Annotated in this window: 17 protein-coding genes, 1 tRNA gene and 1 pseudogene; 12 read left to right on the forward strand and 7 right to left on the reverse strand. The window is 72.1% G+C overall.

Features of this window, described 5'->3' with window-relative positions:
* Positions 1 to 138: 138 nt before the first annotated feature.
* From ACZ7EG_RS31790 to ACZ7EG_RS31800, 3 genes and pseudogenes are all read left to right on the forward strand, one after another.
* Positions 139 to 341 (forward strand): annotated as a pseudogene (locus ACZ7EG_RS31790) (hypothetical protein); the annotation flags it as partial.
* Positions 342 to 645: 304 nt separating this feature from the next.
* Positions 646 to 1,329, forward strand: a complete 684-nt coding sequence (locus ACZ7EG_RS31795) for a hypothetical protein (protein WP_471086415.1) — start codon at positions 646 to 648, stop codon at positions 1,327 to 1,329.
* A 432-nt stretch (positions 1,330 to 1,761) separates the two neighbouring features.
* Positions 1,762 to 2,151: a hypothetical protein gene (locus tag ACZ7EG_RS31800; protein WP_471086418.1), complete on the forward strand. Its 390-nt coding sequence runs from the start codon at positions 1,762 to 1,764 to the stop codon at positions 2,149 to 2,151.
* Between the two features lie 114 nt (positions 2,152 to 2,265).
* Here the strand turns inward: ACZ7EG_RS31800 and ACZ7EG_RS31805 are convergent, their stop codons facing one another.
* The 4 genes from ACZ7EG_RS31805 to ACZ7EG_RS31820 form a co-directional block, all read right to left on the reverse strand.
* On the reverse strand, positions 2,266 to 2,472 hold the full coding sequence (locus ACZ7EG_RS31805) for a hypothetical protein (RefSeq protein ID WP_471086421.1): 207 nt from the start codon (positions 2,470 to 2,472) through the stop codon (positions 2,266 to 2,268).
* A 9-nt stretch (positions 2,473 to 2,481) separates the two neighbouring features.
* Positions 2,482 to 3,837: a type III PLP-dependent enzyme domain-containing protein gene (locus ACZ7EG_RS31810; protein ID WP_471086424.1), complete on the reverse strand. Its 1,356-nt coding sequence runs from the start codon at positions 3,835 to 3,837 to the stop codon at positions 2,482 to 2,484.
* Positions 3,838 to 4,166: 329 nt separating this feature from the next.
* Positions 4,167 to 5,813 (reverse strand): helix-turn-helix domain-containing protein, encoded by a 1,647-nt coding sequence (locus ACZ7EG_RS31815; protein ID WP_471086427.1) that lies wholly within the window; start codon positions 5,811 to 5,813, stop codon positions 4,167 to 4,169.
* Positions 5,814 to 5,944: 131 nt separating this feature from the next.
* A complete protein-coding gene (locus ACZ7EG_RS31820; protein WP_471086430.1) occupies positions 5,945 to 8,335 on the reverse strand; it encodes an SCO7613 C-terminal domain-containing membrane protein in 2,391 nt (796 codons plus the stop codon).
* 97 nt (positions 8,336 to 8,432) lie between these two features.
* On the opposite strand from ACZ7EG_RS31820, the gene ACZ7EG_RS31825 reads away from it, so the two are divergent.
* Entirely contained in the window at positions 8,433 to 8,879 is a 447-nt protein-coding gene (locus tag ACZ7EG_RS31825) for an SRPBCC family protein (protein ID WP_471086433.1), read from the forward strand.
* Positions 8,880 to 8,918: 39 nt separating this feature from the next.
* Positions 8,919 to 8,990: transfer RNA gene (locus ACZ7EG_RS31830), tRNA-Val, on the forward strand.
* A gap of 73 nt (positions 8,991 to 9,063) precedes the next feature.
* On the opposite strand, the gene ACZ7EG_RS31835 is transcribed toward ACZ7EG_RS31830, so the two are convergent.
* A complete protein-coding gene (locus ACZ7EG_RS31835; RefSeq protein ID WP_471086513.1) occupies positions 9,064 to 9,792 on the reverse strand; it encodes an exonuclease domain-containing protein in 729 nt (242 codons plus the stop codon).
* A 169-nt stretch (positions 9,793 to 9,961) separates the two neighbouring features.
* On the opposite strand from ACZ7EG_RS31835, the gene ACZ7EG_RS31840 reads away from it, so the two are divergent.
* The 4 genes from ACZ7EG_RS31840 to ACZ7EG_RS31855 all read left to right on the forward strand — a co-directional run bounded on the left by ACZ7EG_RS31840 (position 9,962) and on the right by ACZ7EG_RS31855 (position 14,750).
* On the forward strand, positions 9,962 to 10,528 hold the full coding sequence (locus ACZ7EG_RS31840) for a DUF4365 domain-containing protein (RefSeq protein WP_053668277.1): 567 nt from the start codon (positions 9,962 to 9,964) through the stop codon (positions 10,526 to 10,528).
* On the forward strand, positions 10,525 to 11,751 hold the full coding sequence (locus ACZ7EG_RS31845; RefSeq protein ID WP_471086437.1) for a hypothetical protein: 1,227 nt from the start codon (positions 10,525 to 10,527) through the stop codon (positions 11,749 to 11,751). Before ACZ7EG_RS31840 ends, ACZ7EG_RS31845 begins: the two co-directional genes overlap by 4 nt.
* A gap of 395 nt (positions 11,752 to 12,146) precedes the next feature.
* Entirely contained in the window at positions 12,147 to 14,123 is a 1,977-nt protein-coding gene (gene thrS / locus ACZ7EG_RS31850; RefSeq protein WP_471086440.1) for a threonine--tRNA ligase, read from the forward strand.
* Between the two features lie 66 nt (positions 14,124 to 14,189).
* The gene (locus ACZ7EG_RS31855; protein ID WP_184597249.1) at positions 14,190 to 14,750 is read left to right on the forward strand and encodes an HIT family protein; all 561 of its coding nucleotides are present in this window, start codon (positions 14,190 to 14,192) and stop codon (positions 14,748 to 14,750) included.
* 151 nt (positions 14,751 to 14,901) lie between these two features.
* On the opposite strand, the gene ACZ7EG_RS31860 is transcribed toward ACZ7EG_RS31855, so the two are convergent.
* Positions 14,902 to 16,569: a hypothetical protein gene (locus ACZ7EG_RS31860; RefSeq protein ID WP_471086443.1), complete on the reverse strand. Its 1,668-nt coding sequence runs from the start codon at positions 16,567 to 16,569 to the stop codon at positions 14,902 to 14,904.
* A gap of 171 nt (positions 16,570 to 16,740) precedes the next feature.
* Positions 16,741 to 18,939, reverse strand: coding sequence for an elongation factor G-like protein EF-G2 (locus ACZ7EG_RS31865; RefSeq protein ID WP_471086446.1), 2,199 nt, complete (start codon positions 18,937 to 18,939; stop codon positions 16,741 to 16,743).
* A gap of 218 nt (positions 18,940 to 19,157) precedes the next feature.
* Between ACZ7EG_RS31865 and pgsA the strand changes: the two genes are divergently transcribed.
* The 3 genes from pgsA to ACZ7EG_RS31880 are packed head-to-tail and all read left to right on the forward strand — an operon-like array spanning position 19,158 to position 21,993.
* A complete protein-coding gene (gene pgsA, locus ACZ7EG_RS31870; protein ID WP_471086516.1) occupies positions 19,158 to 19,928 on the forward strand; it encodes a phosphatidylinositol phosphate synthase in 771 nt (256 codons plus the stop codon).
* Positions 19,925 to 20,833 carry a phosphatidylinositol mannoside acyltransferase gene (locus ACZ7EG_RS31875; protein ID WP_471086449.1) on the forward strand — a complete coding sequence of 303 codons (909 nt, stop codon included), beginning with the start codon at positions 19,925 to 19,927 and terminating at the stop codon, positions 20,831 to 20,833. The genes pgsA and ACZ7EG_RS31875 overlap by 4 nt, the downstream gene beginning before the upstream one ends.
* Positions 20,830 to 21,993: a glycosyltransferase family 4 protein gene (locus ACZ7EG_RS31880; protein WP_471086451.1), complete on the forward strand. Its 1,164-nt coding sequence runs from the start codon at positions 20,830 to 20,832 to the stop codon at positions 21,991 to 21,993. The genes ACZ7EG_RS31875 and ACZ7EG_RS31880 overlap by 4 nt, the downstream gene beginning before the upstream one ends.
* Positions 21,994 to 22,036 lie beyond the last annotated feature (43 nt).

Raw genomic sequence — 22,036 nt, forward strand, 5'->3', positions numbered from 1 at the left:
TCACGTTCTGGTCCTGCGCGATCAATAGCGCCACGAAGCGAAGGTCCCAGGCCTCGGATGCAAGATCGGACACAGCGAGCATCAGCGCCTCAACAAACGCCTCGGTGCCGCCGTTGGACAGATCCAGCTCCCGGCACGAAGGCGAAGTGGCTGCTCGCGTAGTGGGGTGCGACCCGTGGGCGCGGATCTGCCGCAAGGCGCAGGGACGTGAGCGGCAGCGCGTGCAGCCGGCGATCCTGCCGTGGGACGCCCTCGATGAGTAGTCCTGGCCCGGCATGACGGAGATGGTGCCGGCCGACATCGCCCGTGTCCTCGGCCTGTACGCGACCCGGGTCATCACGTTTGCAACGGCGCACACCGCGAGCAGAGTTGTCGGTGGGTGATGAGGCGGCACGCGAGGCCGGGAGCATTGTGGCTGTCGGCTTGTCGTTCCCAGCGGCTGCGCGGGCGTCGGAAGCCGACCCCGGCCGACCGCCGGCCGAGCCGGCCATGGCGGCCGGGCACCCCGCCGCGGCCGCGGCGTCCATCGACCCGAACTGCCGAGCGCGGACATCCATCACCTGCACCGCGAGCCCACCAGTCCCGACGTCGCTGTAGCGTGCTTGCCGAAGTAAACGGGCAGCAACAAGCGGGACAGGAGCGAAAATGCCAGGTGGCATAGACCGCAGCATGGTGACACCGGCGGACAGTGCGGATCAGCCGCCCGCTGAGGCCGTGGCACCGTGGAAGTCGGTGCGGCGTACCCTCGCGTTGGTGGCCTTCGGGTGGGCGACCGCTGTGGGTACTGCCGGCGTCGCGTACCTGACGTTGGGGTCGGAATGGATCCCCATCATGGTCGGGGTGGTGCTGTGCCTGGCGTTCGCTGTGGCGCTGCTCTTGCTCCATCGGGCCCTGTGGCTGACGGTCCTGTCTTCGGTGCCGGCGCTCTTCGTACTCGTTGGGGCCGTGCAGTACGCGCCTGAAGCGGCGCTGGAGTTGCGCGGTGTTAGGGAGAACGTCGTCATCGTGGCCGACAGTGCGGCCGGAACGTCGAGTAACAATCATCGCTTCACCCTTCGGGCCACCAACGGGGACGAGCTGGAGGAGAAGCTGGGCTACGACGGTGACGCGTGGGTTCCCAAGGTGGGAGACCGGCTCGACGTTATTCGTGATCCGAAGGGTGACGTTCCGATGGAGCAGGCGGATGACGTGGACGCTGCGGGGCGGATGAGTGGCCTGATCTCCGGCACGGTGGGTTGGACACTGATCGCGGTTCTGGCCGGCTGGCGTGGCCACGTCCGACGCCGCCGGGGCCACGGCGAGTCCTTGCTGCTTCAACTCGCGTACTGACGGCGGCTCCCGAGGAGCCATCGCGCTGACGAACCTTCGGATTCCCTGAATTCACGGGACACAGGCAATCCCGACCCCTCCCTGGGCCCCAGTGGTCACCACCCTCGCCGGAGCGAGCGCCTGAAATCGCTGGGCTGGTCGCCGGAGTCTGGCTGTGGGGCAGGTGTTCGGGTTAGACGGGGCCGCTTCAGCGCCGCCGGCCACCCCGCAGCCCTCCGTCTCCGCATCAGCCGGCCGCTGGTGGTCCAGCGGTGGTCGCTGTTTCGACACCCGCGCAGCCAGGCCGAGTGGCTGGCGACAGCCCTCGTCGCCGTCGCGGCGGTGGTCCTGGCTGTCCGGATGGTCACAATGGCGACGAGGGGCGCCTGCAGGATCTGAACAGGCTCCCCTGAAGCCGGAGTCGCCGTTGGAGCACACCACCAGGAGGGACCAGTGTCATACCCGCATCTGCTCACCCCCGAGGAGAAGCTCGCCGATGCGAAGAAGCTGTTGAGCCTCCCGCGTATCGTCGTGATCTGCGGCTCCACCCGCTTCACGACCGAGATGAACGAGGCCGATCTGCGGGAGACCGCAGCCGGAAGGATTGTCGTCAAACCAGGCTGTGACATGAAGTCGCCGCACGAACTTTGGTCCGATCCTGTCGATGCCGAGGCACTGAAGGTTCGATTCGACGATCTGCACCGGGCGAAGATCCGGCTCGCTGATGAGGTGCTCGTAGTCGGCGACTACATCGGAGACAGCACCCGAGCGGAAATCGCCTACGCCCGGTCGCTGGGCAAGCCCGTGCGGTTCATGCACCCCGAAGTCGACCCTGACGCCTGACCGCCCGCTGCCACCTCGACAACCAGGGCCGGCAGTCCGCCGCCTGACCGTCTCGCGGTGGCTTCGGCCGCCGCCTACCCCCACCCTCCGCAGGCGTCCCTTGGAATTGATCATCTAGTCGATGATCTGGTTGAAGAACAGGACGGCCGGGGCCACCACCCCGCCTCCGACGCTCACCGCGACCGGCCACATGTTGCCGGCCAGTGCCGCCAGGACGGTGGCACCGATACCGACCAGGGCTGCCAGCAGGAAGACGATCGCGGCGCGCTGACTGATGAGCGGTCCGTCCCGGCCGGGCCCTCGGCGGTCGGCCTGTGCCACCCCGGCTCCCTACACCACGCCGTGAGCGGGCTCGTGCGCCCGTGGCCGCACGGACACGCCGTGGCCGCCCGGGCCCGGCACGTCCCAGGGGTCCTGCGCGGGACGCAGGAGTTCGAAGCGGACACCGCCGCCGGCACCGCTCGTCCGGACCCCGTACACGGCGGGTTCGGGCAGGCTGTTGTAGTGGAACGGCGTCGAGAAGTAGTAGGCGCCGGTGTCCGGGACGGTGATGAGGTCACCGGGTTCCAGAAGGGGCAGAGCGCGATCGCGCGCCAGCAGGTCCCCGGCGAAGCAGGCGGGTCCCGCGATGTCCTGGCGGACCGGTCCGCCCCGCTTTGCCCTGCCGCTCGCGTCGTGCGCCTCGATCCGCAGCGGCCAGGCGTCGGGGTTGAACACCGTACGGGTCGCCACCTGCACACCGGCGTGGGTGACCGCGATCGGCCGGCCGCCCATGCTCTTCGTGTACTCGACGTACGCGGCGGTGAACCCGTTCTTGGCGAGGACGGACCGCCCGAACTCGGTGACGATCTCGTACCCGCCGGAGAACAGGGCGGGAGCCTGGGCGCGCAGCTGCCGGGCGTACGTGTCGAAGGTGGGCGTGGTCTCGTCGTCGGCGAAGTTGACGGGGAGTCCGCCGCCGATGTCGATGCCGACGACCTGGCGCCGCCCGAGCGAGGCGTTGACCTCCTCGGCGAACGCCACCGCCTGCCCGACCCCGCCGGCCATGAGGTCGAGCGGGCAGCCCTGCGAACCTGCGTGCGTGTGAACCCAGGTCAGCCACGGGTGGTCGTGGTAGGCGCGCAGCAGCCGCTGCCGGCTTCCCGGGTCCGCCAGGGGGACGCCGAACTTCGAGGTGCTCGTCGCCGTGCTCATCGCGGCGATGCTGCCGCCGCCGAGCTGGGAGTTGACGCGCACCCCGATCCGCGAGACCGGGACACGGCCGCCCAGTGCCCGGTCGATCCTCGCCAGTTCCTGGTAGTTGTCCGCGTTGACGGTCACACCCAGGTCGAGGGCGTGCCGCAGTTCGGCCTCCGTCTTGGCGGGGGAGTCGAAGACGATCCGGTCCGGCGCGAACCCGGCGGCCAGCGCGCGGGCCAGCTCACCCGCGGTGGCCACCTCGCAGCCCATGCCGAGCCGCCGCAGCTCCGCCAGCACCGGCACCAGGCAGTTCGCCTTGGCGGCGAACGCGTGCAGCACACGCGGCGCGGAGGGGAAGGCGCGGTGCAGGGACGCGACGGTCGCGGCGACGCCGTCGAGGTCGACGAAGGCGGCCAGCTGGGACCGGCCGGCGTCCAGCAGCCCCTGCCGCACCGCTTCCTGGAGGATCCGTTCGCGCCGCTCGGCGGCGGTGGTCAGTCCGGTCATGGTGAGCCTTCCGGTGTCGTACGCGGCACCCGGGACCGCCCCGGGTGTAACACCAGGCTGCGGTCCGCACCGGCGCGGCGTCTTCGTCGAGTCGGCAAGGACGCGGGCCTCACCCACGGCGTTCGGACGCAACAACTCCTCAGCCGGGCAGCGGCATTGTGCGATACGACAACACGGAGGCCCTTCGACGGTGGCCCGGGCCGAACGGCTGACGGCACGCGCGATGGCGCCTCGCCGCCGGACGCTCGGGGGCGTGCGCCTCAGGCCTCCCCGCCCAGACGCAACTGCAGCGATGGCGCCTCGCCGCCGGTCGCTCGGGGGCGTGTGCCTCAGGCCTCCCCGCCCAGACGCAACTGCACCTGGGCGAGCAGCCGGGCGTCGGGATTCTCCAGGTCCAGTCCTGACACCTGCCTGATCCTGCGCAACCGGTAGCGCAGACTGTTGGCGTGCACGCCCAGCGCGCGCGAGGCGGCGGACACGTCGCCGAAGTGGTCGAGGTAGGCGCGCAGGGTCTCCACCAGGCAACTGCCGCCGTGATCGGCGTCGAACTCCCTCAGCCGGGCCACCGAGGTCCTCGGGGGCAGCGCCAACCCGCGCAGGGCCTCGACGACCTGGAGGACGCCCACGGTGTCCGCGACGTCCTCGCTCCGCGCGACGGTGTGCGGCCCGGCGGCCGCGATGAGCGCCTGCAGGGCCCGCTGCGCCGACCGGCGGGATGCGGATGCCCCTGCCAGGCCGGGCACCACGTCGCCGAGCCCCACCCGCACCGTCGAGCCGATCGTCGCCGACAACTGATCGGCCAGTGCGTTCCCGAGCCGCCTCACCTGGCCGTCGGCCCGTTCGTGATCGCGTTCCAGCCCGCTCAGCAGCACCAGGGCCCCGCCGCCCGCCGGGACCACCACGACTCGGTGGCCCAGGGCCGCGCAGTGCAGGGTCAGCAGGCCGTACAGCCCGGACGGACCGTCGTCCGTGGGGTCGCCGGACCCGATGCCCACCGCCAGGACGGCACAGGGCTCCCGGGGCGGCAGCGAGGCCCGCTCCGCCAGCACCTCGACGGACCCCCGGTCCTCCAGCAGCGCCCGGGCCGCATCCTCCACCAGTCGGCCGTCCGAACGGTGGGTGCGGTGATGGAGCAGGTGGGCGGCGGCGGTCCGGACCGCCGCGCGCAGCGTCTGTGCGGCGTTCGGCGACAGCGGGCGGCCGGCCACCGCCGCCACCCAGATGGACCCGAGCGCCTCTCCACCCGCTCGCACGGCGCCCACCAGACGCTCCGGATCCTGCCCGTGCGCGGGCCGGTGCAGCACATCGCCCGCACCCCACAGCGCCTGGAAGAACCCCGCCTCCCGCATGGCCGCCACCCGCCAGGGCGGCACACGACGGCCGAGGATGGTCAGCCGGCGCATCTCGTCCACGTTCTCCTCGGTGGACGAGTACGCCAGTACCCGCGACTCCGTGTCCTCGATCGTCACCGAGCCTCCCACCAGGGCGGCCACCGCATCGGCCAGTGAGTCCAGATCGCCCAGGGACACGCCGCCGGCAGCGGGCATCGGGGGAGCACCCGCCGCGGCCAGCCCGGCCCTCAGCACCCCCACGAGTTGTGCCCAGGTACACCAGGCGGTGCGGAAGAGCACCGCCGTGCCGCCTTCCTCCGCGGCCGCCTGCAACGCCCGTGCGGTGGGCTCGGGCCGGCCCGGGCCGAACACCACACCCGACGCGCCGGCCTCACCGGCCCGGCGCACCACGTCGACCGCATGCGCGGAGCTCGGGTCGACGCCGACCGCGAGCAGTAACTCCCGCGGTCTGATGACCGGTTCCAGGGCGTCCAGCACATGGACGCCGGTGACCTGCGTCCGCAGGCCCTCCGGGGCCGTGAGCAACTCCACGGCTCCCACCCCCACCACCGAGAGCAGGCGCTCCAGTGACCCCTGGTCCCCGGCGCCCGTGCCGCCGCCCCGCGATTCCCTCAGGTCCGTCATGCCGCCCCCTGTCCCCGCCCGAGCGTGCCGTTGTCGCGGCGGCCGATCGGAGAACGTATGACATCACGGGATTCGTCCGCGGTCGAGACGGCCTCAGCGCACCTGGTGCCGCACCATCGACCGCCGCGGCTCTAGTTCATCCTCCCCAGGACCTCCCGCACCCGCCGGACGTCCCGGATCCGCTGCTCGTACGTCGCGCCGAGGGCGAGCAGCAGGAGCCCGGCGAGGGCGGGGGGTGCCCAGCGGGGGAGGGCTCCCGTCACCTGCACGACGTACGGGGCGAGTTCGTGCAGGGTGACCAGGGCCAGCACCGAGCCGCCGAGCACCAGGGGTGCCCTGAGGTGGTGCCGGGCGCCCAGCAGGGTGACCAGCAGCGCCGCGCCGCCGAGCAGCAGCGGCCGCGTCCACAGCGGGTCGGCCCACGCGGCGACCAGGCTCGGCAGGAGGGTCGCGGCGAGCCCGGGGCCGTACGCCGTCCAGGAGGAGGCCTGCGGGTCGCGGCGTCGGCGCAGTGCTCCGACCAGCAGCGCCGGGACGGTGACCGGGAGGGTGTAGGCCTCGGGCGTGCCGACATCCCAGGCGGCCAGCCGGACCCAGGCGGCCAGCACGAACAGGGCCGTGGCCGCGTAGCCGACGGGACGGCGCCCGGCGCGCAGGGCCGTGCCCGTCGCGATCACTCCGCACAGGGCCAGCACCAGCGCGAGCATCGGCGGGTCGGTGACGGCAAGCGCAGCGGCGAGCACACCGAGGGCGGCTCCCACGGATTCGACGGGCACCGTGGCCCGCGACGCACCGGGACGCGCCGCCAGAAGAGCGGCGGCAGCCGCAACCGCCAGGATCAGCAGGGCTGTTCGGGCCGCCGGCCAGTCCGCCGCGGCACCCGTCGCCGAAGCCAGTGCGGCGGCGTACACGAGAGCCGCCGGAGCGGTGAACGGGGAGACGTCCGACCGCCACGAGGCCGCGGCGAACAGCGCCGTCAGCACGGACAGCACCACGAGGGTCGCGGACTGGGACGCGAGGGAGACCAGGGTGAGACCGGCGGCCGTGACCAGGGCGAGGACGAGTGCCGTGACCTGCGCGGCCGACGCCGTGATTCGGCACGCGGACAGCGCGGCCGCCGTCATGACGCCCAGGACCAGCATGCCGGCGGCATACGGGATCTCCAGAACCGCCGGGAGGATCAGTGCCGTGCCCCAGAGGAGGCCGAGAGCGCCGAGCCGGGCCCGTGAACGCCACACCTCCGCACGGATCGCCAGGGCGAGCACGGCCGCCACGGCCCCCAGCACCACCGGAGTCACGGCCGCGTGCGGCGGCCAGGGCGCATCGACTGCCACCGCCGCACGGGAATCCGACGGCGCCCCGCTCCACACCCGGCCCAGCCATCCGGCCGGGCCCAGCAGCACCACGGTCACGACGGGCAGCGTCCACAGCACGGCGAGCGCCTGTACGGCACCGGAGGCCCAGGCCAGCCCCTGCCGCATCGCGTCCGGCAGCCGTTCGACCCGTACCAACGCAAGCAGGGCGATGCCGACGACCAGGTGAGCCGGAACCGCCCACTGCGACGGCAGCCCGGAACGCGCCACCCCACCGAGCGCCCCCACGACGAGCAGCCCGGCCGTGATCGCGAGGCCCAGGGCGTGCCCGACTCCCGGCCCTCGCCGGGCCGAACCCACCGCGATCGCCGCGGCGAGCAGGAGCAGCGCCCCGGCGCGGGAGGCGTCGACCGGGCCGCCGGCCGTCAGGGACAGCCAGCCGGCACCCAGAACGCCCAAGCCGCCCACGCCGTACGCACCCACGACGGCGGTGATCCGCACCGCCCCGGCCGGCAGCCGCACCACCGCGACCGCGTCGAGCCCGGCCGTCACCAGCAGCGCGGCCGTGATCGGGTGCGGACCCGCGTCGGCGGCCAGGGCCCCCAGCAGCAGCGGGAACTGGGCCGCCGCCAGGGCGCAGGGCCGGGGCAGACGCAGCGCGGACGTGGCCGGCAGCAGGCCGTACGCGGTCCAGGTCGCCGCCAGCACCGCCGTCGCGGCGGCCGCGTACCCGGTCCCGTCCGTCCCGGCGAGGGCCGCCGCGTGCAGCGCGTAGGCGTCCAGGACGGTCAGGGCGAGCCCGAGGCCCGCCACGGACTCGGCCGTCGACCGCAGCCCCCGCTTCAGCAGGGCCACGGGTGCGGCGAGCGTGGCCACCGTGACCGCGCCCAGCACCAGGGCACGCCCGGCGATCCCCATGTGCCCCCAGCTGACCAGCGTGAACACCGCCGCCGCGAGCGTGAGCAGGACACCGCCGAGGACCAGCAGCACGTTCTGCACGCTGGGCGCGGCCGTCTCAGGCCGGGGCGGTGCGGGTGCGGCGTGCGGCGGCTGCGGCGACGCCTGGGCGGGCGACGGCTGCTGCGTCCGGTGCAGGGCCGCGACCAGCCAGGCGCGACGGGTCAGCAACTGGGCCCGTCGGGCGTCCAGTTGCCGGAGCTCGGCATCGAGGAGCCGCAACTCCTCGGCCGGGGGCGGAAGGTGGGTCATGGATCGCAGTGTGGTCCGCGTCACCTCGCACGGCATGAGTGCGAGTACTCAGGCGCGTACTCAGACAGTCCAGGCGGGAAGTGGGCAGACTGCCGGAATGGACTGGAACCATTACCGCTTCCGCAGTCTGTGGACCCTCCCGGCGCCCTCAGTGACCGTGTACGGCGTGCTGGAGCGCCCCGAGGACTACCCCCGCTGGTGGCGCCAGGTCCAGGAGGTGACCAGGCTCGACGACGCCACCGGGGTGATCCGCATCCGCTCCGCCCTGCCGTACGACATGACCTTCACGGCGCGGGAGGTGCGGCGCGACCCCGCGGCCGGTGTGCTGGAGACCGCCCTGTCCGGGGACATCGAGGGCTGGGCACGCTGGACCGTCACACCGCACGGGGCGGGCAGTCTCGCGCGGTACGACCAGGCCGTCAGTGTGCACAAGCCGCTGCTGCGTCGCTTCGCCGTACCAGGACGGGCCCTCTTCCGCGCCAATCACGCGGTGATGATGCGGTCCGGGCGGCTCGGACTCCTGCGGCACCTCCGAGCGGTTTGAAGGAAGCGTGCCCGGACCTGTATGGTTCAGTGCGTTCCCGGGCGATTAGCTCAGTGGGAGAGCGCTTCGTTCACACCGAAGAGGTCACTGGTTCGAACCCAGTATCGCCCACCGGAAACAGCCGGTCCGTCGCAGACGGACCGGTTTTTTTCATGCCCTCGCGGGCGCCACGCCAGGTGCGTGCTCAGGCCGCCGCCGGCAGGTCCGGACGCAGCGGCCACGCCGGGTCGACCGCCTCGTCCACCCCGCTGCGCGCGAACCACGCCTGCAGTCCCCGCGCCTGCGCCGCGTGCCACACCGCCTGCAGGGTGTGCAGCTCACCCGGGGCGAGACGCTCCAGCCGGGACGCGAACCGGCGGCCCACCGCCCGGGTGACCTCCAGTGCCGCCACGGCGTCGGCCGCCGCGTCGTGCGCGCCCTCCAGGGCCACGCCGTAGTGCGCGCACAGGTCGGTCAGGGTGCGGCGGCCCTTGCGGTAGCGGTCCAGGTGCTTGTCCAGGACCCGCGGGTCGAGCACGGACAGCGGCGCGGACTCGAACCAGCGGCCGAGCGCAGAGGCGCGGTGGCGGCGCAACTCCCGGTCGAGCAGGGTCAGATCGAACGGCGCGTTCATCACCACGACCGGGCGCCCGGCGTGCGCCTGCTCGGCCAGCGCCTGCGCTATCTCGTACATCACCGGCGCCGGCCACCGGCCGTTGCGCTGCAGGTGCTCCTCCGTCAGGCCGTGCACCGCCGTCGCCTCGGCGGGCACCGGCACCCCCGGGTTCACGAGCCAGCGGCTCACCCGCGGCCGGATGCCCGGCGCATCCTGGACCACGACGGCGGCCGACACGATCCGGTCGGTCTCGACGTCCACGCCCGTCGTCTCCGTGTCGAAGGCGGCCAGCGGCCCCTCGTACCAGTACGTCGTCATAGCCACACAACCCCTCGTTCACCTTCGGCAGTTGACGCACCGTCCGCTGCCCGATCCGGTGATACCCGGGCTGTTTGCGCCGTACGCCGGAAGGAGACAACAGGAGTACGGGTTGTTGCAGTTCAGCGGCCCGCAACGGGGAAACACTTGTTCTGGAAGGCTGTTGGCCATGGCCATTGCGCAGCCCGAACGGGGCGGGCTGCTGCCCGAGCGCACGGCTCCCTCTCGCGGCACTCTCGCCACCACCGCCTGCATGGAGACACTGCAGGTCGGCTATCTGCACGCCGTCGCGGCAGCCGCCGGCTGTTCGCTGTCCCAGCCCTTTCCCGACAACGGCATCGACTGGCACGTCAGCCACAGCGCCCCCGGGCACACGGTCGACGACGAGGTCACCATCAAGGTGCAGCTCAAGGCCACCTACCAGGTGCCGCCCAACCCACCGGGCCGCACCTTCTCCTTCACCCTCGACAACGACCACCTGGCGAAGCTCGCCCGCACCCCCGTGTCGGTGCACAAGATCCTCGTGGTGATGCTGGTGCCACGCTCCCAGGACGACTGGCTGCGCGCCGGCCACGACCGGCTGGACCTCAGGCACTGCTGCTACTGGACCAACCTCGCCGGACAGCCGATCACCGGCCGCCGCCGCACCACCGTGCGGATACCGACCTCACGCATCTTCGACGACCGGGCCCTGTGCGAGATCATGACGCGGGTCGGGACGGGAGGGAAACCGTGACGCACCGTCCGACCGAGGAGCCACTGAGGCAGGTCCGGCCGCACCCCGAGGACACCACCTGGAGCGGCTCACCGCCCGAGCCGCCCGAGACCGCCGACATCGACCCGGCCGTGCTGGGCGCCCTGCTGCGCCGGCACGGCTGGCAGCGGCGCGGCGGCGCCCCCGGACGCTACGGCCGCTGGACCCCGCCCGGCCCCGGCGGCACCGGCACCAGCCTCCTGGTGCCGGAGAGCCGCGCCTTCCCCGACAGCGACGAGCTGCTCGGCGAGGCCCTGCTCGCCCTCTCCCGCAGCGGCTCCCCCTCCGCCCGTGAGGTCCTCGTCTCCCTCGCCGTGCCCAGCGACGAGATCCGCTGGTGGCACGACGTCCCGGCCGGGCCCGCCGGCGCCGCGTCCTGGACCGTCGAGGACCGGCTGCGCGGCGCGGCCCGCCGGATGCTGCTCGCCGCGGCCCTCGCCACCCGCGCCCGGGCCGGCTACCACGGCGCCCGCCACCGTCGCTCCGCCGCCGCGGCCCTGGACAACGTCCTCGTCGGCTCCGCCACCGACGGCCGGCTCACCGCGTTCGTGCCGGTCGCCGGCGGCCGCCCCCTGGCCGTACGCCTCCACCAGGCGCTGTTCGCCGCCCGGGAGGCCATCGACTACCAGCGGGCCACCGGCGGCATGGACGGCTTCGACACCGCCGTCGAGGCCGGGGTGAGCCACGAGCTCACCGAGGCGCTGGTGACCCTCGTCCGGGGCACGGAGGGGGCCCGGATCGCCGTCGAGTGGGCCCCGGCGGCGGGCGTGCCCGAGGGCTGCGCGCCCTCCGCCGAGCCCGTCGAGTTCTCGCCCGGCGACCTGGCCGTGCTGCGTGAGGCCGGCGCTCGCTACCTGCGTGAGGAACCCGCCGTGCCGGTGCGGATCACCGGAGCGGTGGTGCGGCTGCGCCGGTCCGGGCCGCGCGGCGACGGCACCGTACGGCTGCGCGTGCTGGCCGGGGCCGACGTGCCGAACGTCCGGATCACCCTCGACGAGGACGCGTACCGGATCGCCGGGCACGCCCATCTCGTGGGACTTCCGGTCCGGGTGCAGGGGCGGCTGGAGAGCCGGGGCGGGTTCCGCCGCCTCACCGGCGCCCACGGCGTCGTGCCCGTCCAGGTCGACGACGCCGAGCGGGACCGCCTGATGAAGGAGCTCCACGAGAACCTCGACTTCTTCGAGGGGGCCTGCGAAGGGGACTGACGAAGCTTGCGGCGGGGGACTGACGAGGTCTGCGGCGGGGGCTGCCGAAGCTTGCGGCGGGGGATTGACGAGGTCTGGGGCGGGGGCTGCCGAAGCTTGCGGCGGGGGATTGACGAGGTCTGGGGCGGGGGCTGCCGAAGCTTGCGGCGGGGGATTGACGAGGTCTGGGGCGGGGGCTGCCGAAGTCTGCGGCGGGGGACTGACGAAGTCTGCGGCGGGGGGCTGCCGAGGCCTGCGGCGGGGGACTGACGAAGCCTGCGGCAGCGGACTGCCGAGGCCTGCCGGAGGGGGCTGCCGGGACTGATTTCGCGTCGGGCGGTCCCGGGTCGGTACGATCCTTACTCGTGCGCGCGCTCGGGTATGGCGCCGCAGCCCCCTTCAGTCAGGAGAGACCGGTGTCAGACGTCCGTGTGATCATCCAGCGCGATTCCGAGCGGGAAGAACGCGTGGTGACGACGGGCACTACGGCCGCCGAGCTCTTCGCCGGCGAGCGCTCGATCATCGCCGCGCGCGTGGCAGGCGAACTCAGGGACCTGTCGTACGCCCTGTCCGAGGGCGACGAGGTCGAGGGCGTCGAGATCTCCTCCGAGGACGGCCTGAACATCCTGCGCCACTCCACCGCGCACGTCATGGCGCAGGCCGTGCAGGAACTCTTCCCCGAGGCCAAGCTCGGCATCGGCCCGCCCGTCAAGGACGGCTTCTACTACGACTTCGACGTCGAGAAGCCCTTCCACCCCGATGACCTCAAGGCCATCGAGAAGAAGATGCAGGAGATCCAGAAGCGCGGCCAGCGTTTCTCCCGCCGTGTCGTCACCGACGACGAGGCCCGCGAGGAGCTGGCCGACGAGCCCTACAAGCTGGAGCTGATCGGCCTCAAGGGCTCCGCCTCGTCCGACGACGGCGCGGACGTCGAGGTCGGCGCCGGCGAGCTGACGATCTACGACAACCTGGACGCAAAGACCGGTGACCTGTGCTGGAAGGACCTCTGCCGCGGTCCCCACCTGCCCACCACCCGGAACATCCCGGCGTTCAAGCTGATGCGCAACGCGGCCGCCTACTGGCGCGGCAGCGAGAAGAACCCCATGCTCCAGCGCATCTACGGCACCGCCTGGCCCACCAAGGACGAGCTCAAGGCGCACCTGGAGTTCCTCGCCGAGGCCGAGAAGCGCGACCACCGCAAGCTCGGCAGCGAGCTCGACCTGTTCTCCGTTCCGGAGCAGATCGGCTCCGGCCTCGCCGTCTTCCACCCCAAGGGCGGCATCATCCGCCGGGTCATGGAGGACTACTCGCGGCGCCGCCACGAGGAAGAGGGCTACGAGTTCGTCTACACCCCGCACGCCACCAAGGGGAAGCTCTTCGAGACCTCGGGCCACCTGGACTGGTACGCCGACGGCATGTACCCGCCCATGCAGCTCGACGAGGGCGTGGACTACTACCTCAAGCCCATGAACTGCCCGATGCACAACCTGATCTTCGACGCGCGCGGGCGGTCCTACCGTGAACTGCCGCTGCGCCTCTTCGAGTTCGGGACCGTGTACCGGTACGAGAAGTCCGGTGTCGTGCACGGCCTGACCCGGGCCCGCGGCTTCACCCAGGACGACGCGCACATCTACTGCACCCGTGAGCAGATGTCGGAGGAGCTCGACAAGACGCTCACCTTCGTCCTCGGCCTGCTGCGCGACTACGGCCTGACCGACTTCTACCTGGAGCTGTCCACCAAGGACCCGGAGAAGTTCGTCGGCTCGGACGAGGCGTGGGAAGAGGCGACGGAGACGCTGCGTCAGGTCGCCGAGAAGCAGGGCCTGCCCCTCGTCCCCGACCCGGGCGGCGCCGCCTTCTACGGCCCGAAGATCTCCGTCCAGACCAAGGACGCCATCGGCCGCACCTGGCAGATGTCGACCATCCAGCTCGACTTCAACCTGCCGGAGCGCTTCGACCTGGAGTACACCGGTCCCGACGGCGCCAAGCAGCGCCCCGTCATGATCCACCGCGCGCTGTTCGGTTCGATCGAGCGCTTCTTCGCGGTGCTCCTGGAGCACTACGCGGGTGCCTTCCCGGCGTGGCTCGCCCCCGTCCAGGCCGTCGGCATCCCGATCGGCGACGCGCACGTGGAGTACCTGGAGAAGTTCGCCGCCGCGGCCAAGAAGAAGGGCCTGCGCGTCGAGGTCGACTCCTCCTCCGACCGCATGCAGAAGAAGATCCGCAACGCCCAGAAGCAGAAGGTGCCCTTCATGGTCATCGCGGGCGACGAGGACATGTCCCACGAGTCCGTGTCCTTCCGCTACCGCGACGGCTCACAGGAGAACGGCATCCCCTTCGACGAGGCCATCGCGAAGATCCTGAAGGTCGTCGAGGAGCGCGCCCAGGTCTGATCACGCGGTGCACGGGCCCCCGGGGAGATCGCGGGGGCCTTTGCCGTCCCCCCAGCTCGACGCCATATGCTGCACTGCATGACGAGTGAGCCGGAGCAGCAGCTGGGAGTGGGGACGCAGGACGCGTTCCAGCGTCTGTGGACGCCCCATCGGATGGCCTACATCCAGGGTGAGAACAAGCCCACCGGCCCGGGCGCCGGCGACGGCTGCCCCTTCTGCTCGATCCCGGCCAAGTCCGACGAGGACGGGCTCGTCGTCAGGCGCGGCGAGCAGGTCTACGCGGTGCTCAACCTCTACCCGTACAACGGCGGCCACCTGATGACCGTGCCCTACCGGCACGTCGCCGACTACACCGACCTCACCGCGGGGGAGACCGCCGAGCTCGGCGAACTCACCAAGCAGGCGATGACGGCCCTGCGCACGGCCTCCGGCGCCCACGGCTTCAACATCGGCATGAACCAGGGCACGGTCGCCGGCGCCGGCATCGCCGCACACCTGCACCAGCACATCGTGCCGCGCTGGGGCGGGGACACGAACTTCATGCCGGTGGTGGGGCACACGCGCGTGCTGCCGCAGCTGCTGGCCGACACGAGGAAGATGCTGGCAGAGGCCTGGCCTACCAGCTAGGGGCGCTGAGCCTGCGGGCAGTCGTGCCTCCCCCCAGTGCCTTAAGGGCCTGGGAGGTGCCCCCAGGGCGGCACGGGTGGGCGCAGGCGGCGCCTCGCAGCGCCGAGTCGCGCACGCCCCGCCCCCGCCCAAACGCCGGGCACCTCAGCACCTAGGCATCGTAAACGTCGGCCTTCTTCGGCGAAGCCTCCTGCACCGCCCCGCTGAGCGCCGCCGACCTGGACCCGAACTTCTCCACGTCCACCCCGTTCTCCCGCAGCACCTTCAGCGCCGCCGTATGCACCACCCGCAGCACCGGCGTAGCCGCCCGCAGCGCGTCGTCGGCCATGAACCGGTGCCGCCACGGCTGGTCGGCCCACGCGTGCCGCAGGCCGAACGGCTCCGGCAGCGTCAGACTGCCGCCGAGCCAGTTCAGCACCGGCGGGTACCAGGTCAGCGGGGCGCGCGCGGCCAGCCGTACCACCTCGTCGGCGTCGATCAGCGGGAGCTTCACCGTGCGGGTCTCCCAGAACCGGAGCGACTTCTGGACCGTCTTCTCCTTGGCGGCGGGCTTCTCGTTGAACAGGGAGTTCACCGGCCCCAGGGCATGCCCGGTGACCTCGATGCGCAGCGTGTCGTGCAGCACGGTCACCGTGATCAGCATCGTGATCACCAGGTGACCGTCCCACAGGGTCCACTGCACGCCCAGGTAGTGCCGGTCGCCGCTGCCGAACTGCTGCTTGTTGCAGATGTCCTGGATGGCATGCGTCCGGACCGTGTACGCGTCGACGTCCGTGCCGCTCGGCCGGGACACCTCCGTCGCCTTCTCGCCGATCGGCGTGACGACCCAGTGCGTGATGGACGGCTTGGGGAAACCGCCGGTGTTGATGGACGTACGCTCCAGCATGCCGAGACCGCCCTGGATCGCCACGATGACATCCCAGCTGCGGAACGGGTGGAACTCCTTGCCCGGCTCGGCGGAGACCAGCTCCTCGGCCAGCTGCCAGCTGCCCCACCGCGTGCCCATGCCGAGTATGCCCTTGGGGCCGGCGTAGAAGACCGAGTTGGACCGCTGCTCGGCGGCGAGGCGGGCCAGCTCCTTGCGGACCTGCTCGGCCGCGTCACCGGGGTTGCCGGGGACGGCCTCGGGGATCTTGGCGCCGACACCGCCGCCCGACAGCAGGCTCGACCAGCGCTCCCGCAGGTCCCGGGCGGTCCGCTCGCAGATGTGCTTGGCCCAGAACCAGCCGACGACCGGCATGATCACCGCCGCGCGCCCGTACAGGGCCCAGAAGCCGGTGAACGGCATGCGGATCAAGAACAGGACGGCGAGCGCGCCCACGGCGACCAGCAGGGTCGTGGCGAGGGCGCCCGCGCGCTTGTCCTCGCGCTTGGCCATGGTGGTGCGCAGGGTGAACACCAGCAGCCACACGAGGAAGCCCGGCAGGAACAGGAGCCCGCAGATCACCGTGATCGCCGACAGCCGGTTGTCGCGGTCGCGGCGGATGCGGTGGGCCGCCAGGCAGTGCTCCACGACGACCTGGGGCTCGATGCCGAAGGACTGGATGACCGGCTTGCGCCCGGCACCCAGCATCCGGTCGATCACCGCGCGCGAGAAGGCCTCGCCGAGCCTGGGGCGGAAGATCTTCGCCCAGGAGCGCGGCGGAGTCACCTTCGACTGGTGCCACTCGTTGTCGGCGGCCAGGATCTTGGTGACCTCGTCGTCCCGGTACGCCGCCGCGGCCAGCGCGTAGGTCGCCGCCGTCTGGCCGCTCGCACCCGCGAGAGGAACCTGGGCTCCCGGGCTGAAGTCGAATCCGTCCGTCACTGCCGCCCCCATCGCTGCCGCATCCGCATCTGCGGCCTTCCCGACTTCCGCGCTCCGCACACCTGTTGATCAGGTCATCAGCGTATCCGTCCGCACCGGCGTGCGGGGGCGGGCGGCCCGTCAAGCCGTCCGCCCCCGCGGAGGGAAGCCCACACAGGGGCACTTGGTGGCGCCGGGCGCCAACTACGAGGCCTTGCGCTCCTCTTCGCGCACCCGGTCCGCGACCTGCTGCGGCATCGGTTCGTGCCGCGCGTACCGGCGGCTGAACCCCGCCGTGCCGTGCGCCATCGACCGCAGGTCGATCGCGTACCGGCCGATCTCGATCTCGGGCACCTCGGCACGGATCAGGGTGCGCCCGCCGGGGGTCTGCTCGGTGCCGAGCACCCGACCGCGCCGCCCCGACAGGTCGCTCATCACGGCGCCCACGAAGTCGTCGCCGACCAGCACCGACACCTCGGCCACCGGCTCCAGCAGATGGATCCTCGCGTCGGCCGCGGCCTCCCGCAGCGCGAGCGCGCCGGCCGTCTGGAACGCGGCGTCGGAGGAGTCCACCGAGTGCGCCTTGCCGTCCAGGAGGGTCACCCGCACGTCGATGAGCGGGTATCCGGCCGCGACTCCCTTCGCCGCCTGGGCCCGTACGCCCTTCTCCACCGACGGGATGAACTGCCGGGGCACCGCGCCGCCCACGACCTTGTCGACGAACTCGATGCCGGACCCGCCCGGCAGCGGTTCGACCTCGATCTCGCAGATGGCGAACTGCCCGTGCCCGCCGGACTGCTTGACGTGCCTGCCCCGGCCGGCCGACTTGGTCGCGAACGTCTCGCGCAGCGACACCCGGTGCGGCACGACGTCGACCTGGACCCCGTACCGGCTGCGCAGCCGCTCCAGAGCGACGTCGGCGTGCGCCTCGCCCAGGCACCACAGCACCACCTGGTGGGTGTCCTGATTCTGTTCCAGTCGCATCGTCGGGTCCTCGGCCACCAGCCGGGCCAGACCCTGGGAGAGCTTGTCCTCGTCCGGTTTGCTGTGCGCCTGGATGGCCAGCGGCAGCAGCGGGTCGGGCATCTGCCACGGCTCCATGAGCAGCGGGTCGTCCTTGGCGGACAGGGTGTCTCCGGTCTCGGCGCGGCCCAGCTTCGCCACACAGGCCAGGTCGCCCGCGATGACGTGCGACACCGGGCGCTGCTGCTTGCCGAACGGCGTGGACAGGGCGCCGATCCGCTCGTCGACGTCGTGGTCCTCGTGCCCCCGGTCGGCCAGCCCGTGCCCGGAGACGTGGACCGTCTGGTCGGCGCGCAGGGTGCCGGAGAACAGCCGGATCAGCGACAGCCGGCCCACATACGGGTCGGAGGAGGTCTTCACGACCTCCGCGACCAGCGGAGCGCCCGGGTCGCAGGGCTTGAGCTCGCGCGGCTTTCCGTCGATCGTCGTCACCCGCACCGTCTCGTGCTCCAGTGGCGTCGGGAAGCCCCGCGTGATCAGTTCCAGCAGCTCCAGGGTGCCGAGCCCCTGCCGTGCGCCCTCACCCGCCGGCGCGGCGGCCAGGACGGGGAAGAAGACGCCCCGTGCGACGGCCCGCTCCAGATCCTCGACGAGCGTGTCGACGTCGATCGGCTCCCCGCCGAGGTAGCGGTCCATGAGGGTCTCGTCCTCGCTCTCGGAGATGATCCCCTCGATGAGCCGGTTGCGGGCCTCCTCGATCAGCGGCAGCTGGTCCTCGCCGGGCTCGGACTCCTTGCGCTCGCCGGTCGAGTAGTCGAACAGCTTCTGCGACAGCAGCCCGATCAGCCCGGTCACGGGCGCGTGCCCGTCGGGGGCCTGGGGGCCGTGCAGCGGCAGGTAGAGCGGCAGGACCGCGTCGGGGTCGTCCGCTCCGAAGGCCTCCGCGCAGGTCCGGGTCATCTCCTCGAAGTCGGAACGCGCCGACTCCAGGTGCGTGACGACGATGGCCCGGGGCATGCCCACGGCCGCGCACTCCTCCCACACCATGCGGGTCGAGCCGTCCACGCCGTCCGAGGCCGAGACGACGAAGAGGGCCGCGTCCGCCGCGCGCAGACCGGCCCTGAGCTCACCGACGAAGTCGGCGTATCCGGGGGTGTCGAGGAGGTTGACCTTGATGCCGTCCCACTCGACGGGCACCAGGGAGAGCTGTACCGAGCGCTGCTGCCGGTGCTCGATGTCGTCGTAGTCGGAGACGGTGCCGCCGTCCTCCACGCGGCCCGCCCGGTTCACCGCCCCCGCCGTGAGAGCGAGGGCCTCCACCAGCGTGGTCTTGCCCGATCCGGAGTGGCCGACCAGCACCACATTCCGTACGGACTGAGGGTGGTCGGCCGCTTGTGCCCTGCCGGCGGCCCCAGGGTGTGTCTGTGCCTTGTCGCCCATGATCCTGCCTCCCGTGCACGGTGAGGTCCCTGTGGGCGCGGACACGCGGGATCCGCGTGCGGTGCGGCTCCGGCGACGCCCGCGGTCATTCGACCTTCCCACTCCCGTCACGGCGCGTCCATACGAACGACGTGAGCGCGCCGCCCACCAGGGGCTCGCGGGTTCCCCCGAAAGGGGTCCGGGTGCCCGCCCCTCGCCCACGCGCGCGCGTGACTACGATGGGCCAGCCGGTGGTCAGCAGGGGCCATGCGGCGACACCGACCCTCGGGAAGGCCATGCTGAACAAGTACGCGCGTGCATTCTTCACGCGTGTCCTCACACCGTTCGCCGCGTTTCTCATCCGCCGGGGCGTCAGCCCCGACACGGTCACGCTCATCGGCACCGCCGGCGTGGTCGCGGGCGCGCTGGTCTTCTACCCCATGGGCGAGTTCTTCTGGGGCACGGTCGTGATCACGCTGTTCGTGTTCTCCGACCTCGTCGACGGCAACATGGCCCGTCAGCTCGGCCGCTCCAGCCGCTGGGGCGCCTTCCTGGACTCCACGCTCGACCGGGTCGCCGACGGCGCGATCTTCGGCGGCTTCATCCTCTGGTACGCCGGCGGAGGCGACGACCTCGTCCTGTGCGCCGTCTCGATCTTCTGTCTGGCCAGCGGTCAGGTGGTGTCCTACACCAAGGCCCGGGGCGAGTCGATCGGACTGCCGGTAGCGGTCAACGGGCTCGTCGAGCGGGCCGAGCGGCTGGTGATCTCGCTCGTCGCCGCGGGATTGGCGGGCCTGCACGCCTTCGGTGTGCCGGGCATCCAGTACCTGCTGCCCGTCGCCCTGTGGATCGTCGCCGTGGGCAGCCTGGTCACGCTGATCCAGCGGGTCGTCACCGTACGCCGGGAGTCCGCGGAGGCCGAGGCCGCCGCGGCGCAGGACGGCCAGGACACGCAGGACAATGAGGACGAGCAGCAGAACGCCTCTCACGGGAGCGAGGCGGCCACGTGAGCGCGCAGGACCGACTGACGGACGCGCTGTACGGCCTCGGCTGGAGCACGGTCAAGAAGCTCCCCGAGCCGGCCGCCGTACGGCTCGGCCGGACCATCGCCGACCTGGCCTGGAAGCAGCGCGGCAAGGGCGTCCAGCGACTGGAGAGCAACTACGCGCGCGTGGTGCCCGGCGCGAGCCCCGAGCGGCTCGCCGAGCTGTCCCGGGCGGGCATGCGCTCCTATCTGCGCTACTGGATGGAGTCGTTCCGGCTCCCGGCCTGGAGCAAGGAGCGGATTCGGGACGGGGTCGACGTCAAGGACCTGCACTACCTCACCGAGGGCATGGCCGCGGGCAAGGGCGTCGTACTCGCCCTGCCGCACCTGGCCAACTGGGACTTCGCCGGCGCCTGGGTCACCACCCAGCTCGGCATTCCCTTCACCACGGTCGCCGAGCGCCTGAAGCCGGAGACGCTCTACGACCGGTTCGTCGCCTACCGCGAGGGCCTCGGCATGGAAGTCCTGCCGCACAGCGGCGGCACCGCCTTCGGCACCCTGGCCCGGCGGCTGCGCGACGGCGGCCTGGTCTGCCTGGTCGCCGACCGTGACCTGTCGGCCTCCGGCGTCGAGGTGGACTTCTTCGGCGACACGGCCCGGATGCCGGCCGGACCCGCCCTGCTCGCCCAGCAGACCGGCGCCCTGCTGCTGCCCGTCACCCTCTGGTACGACGACTCGCCCATGATGCGGGGCCGCGTCCACCCGCCCGTCGAGGTGCCGGAGTCAGGCACCCGCGCCGAGAAGACGTCTGCCATGACACAGGCGCTGGCCGACGCCTTCGCCACCGGGATCGCCGACCATCCGGAGGACTGGCACATGCTGCAGCGCCTGTGGCTCGCGGACCTCGACCCCGCGAAGGGACGCCCGTGAGAATCGGCATCGTCTGCCCGTACTCCTGGGACGTACCAGGCGGCGTCCAGTTCCACATCCGTGACCTCGCCGAGTACTTCATCCGCCTCGGTCACGAGGTGTCCGTCCTGGCCCCGGCCGACGACGACACCCCGCTGCCGCCCTACGTCGTCTCGGCCGGACGGGCGGTGCCGGTGCCGTACAACGGGTCGGTGGCCCGGCTGAACTTCGGTTTCCTGAGCGCCGCCCGGGTGCGCCGCTGGCTGCACGACGGCGCGTTCGACGTGATCCACATCCACGAGCCGACCTCGCCGTCGCTGGGCCTGCTGACCTGCTGGGCCGCCCAGGGGCCGATCGTCGCCACGTTCCACACGTCCAACCCGCGCTCCCGCGCGATGATCGCCGCGTACTCGATCCTCCAGGCCGCCCTGGAGAAGATCAGCGCCCGCATCGCGGTGAGCGAGTACGCCCGCCGCACGCTCGTGGAGCACCTCGGCGGCGACGCGGTCGTGATCCCCAACGGCGTCGACGTCGACTTCTTCTCCGAGGCCGAGCCCAAGGCCGAGTGGCAGGGCGACACGATCGGCTTCATAGGACGTATCGACGAGCCCCGCAAGGGACTCCCGGTGCTGATGAGGGCCCTGCCCAAGATCCTCGCCGCGCGCCCGCAGGCCCGGCTCCTCGTCGCCGGGCGCGGCGACGAGGAGGAGGCCGTTCAGTCCCTTCCGGCCGACCTGCGCTCCCGCGTCGAGTTCCTCGGCATGGTCAGCGACGAGGACAAGGCCCGCTTCCTGCGCAGCGTCGACCTGTACGTCGCGCCCAACACCGGCGGCGAGAGCTTCGGCATCATCCTCGTCGAGGCCATGTCCGCCGGAGCCCCCGTGCTCGCCTCCGACCTGGACGCCTTCGCCCAGGTCCTGGACCGCGGAGCGGCCGGCGAACTGTTCCCCAACGAGGACGCCGACGCCCTGGCCGACGCGGCCGTACGGCTCCTGGCGGACCCGGAGCGGCGGGCGGAGCTGCGTGCGCGGGGGAGTGCCCACGTACGGCGCTTCGACTGGTCGACGGTCGGTGCGGACATCCTGTCCGTCTACGAGACGGTCACGGCGGGAGCGGCGGCGGTGGCCGAGGACGAGCGGACGACCGGCCTGTGGGGGCGGCTGGGGTTCGCCCGGGACTGATGCCGGGCCGCCACCGGGCCGGCGGTCGACCACGGGCGGGGCG

The sequence above is a fragment of the Streptomyces sp. NPDC037100 genome (assembly GCF_055606225.1).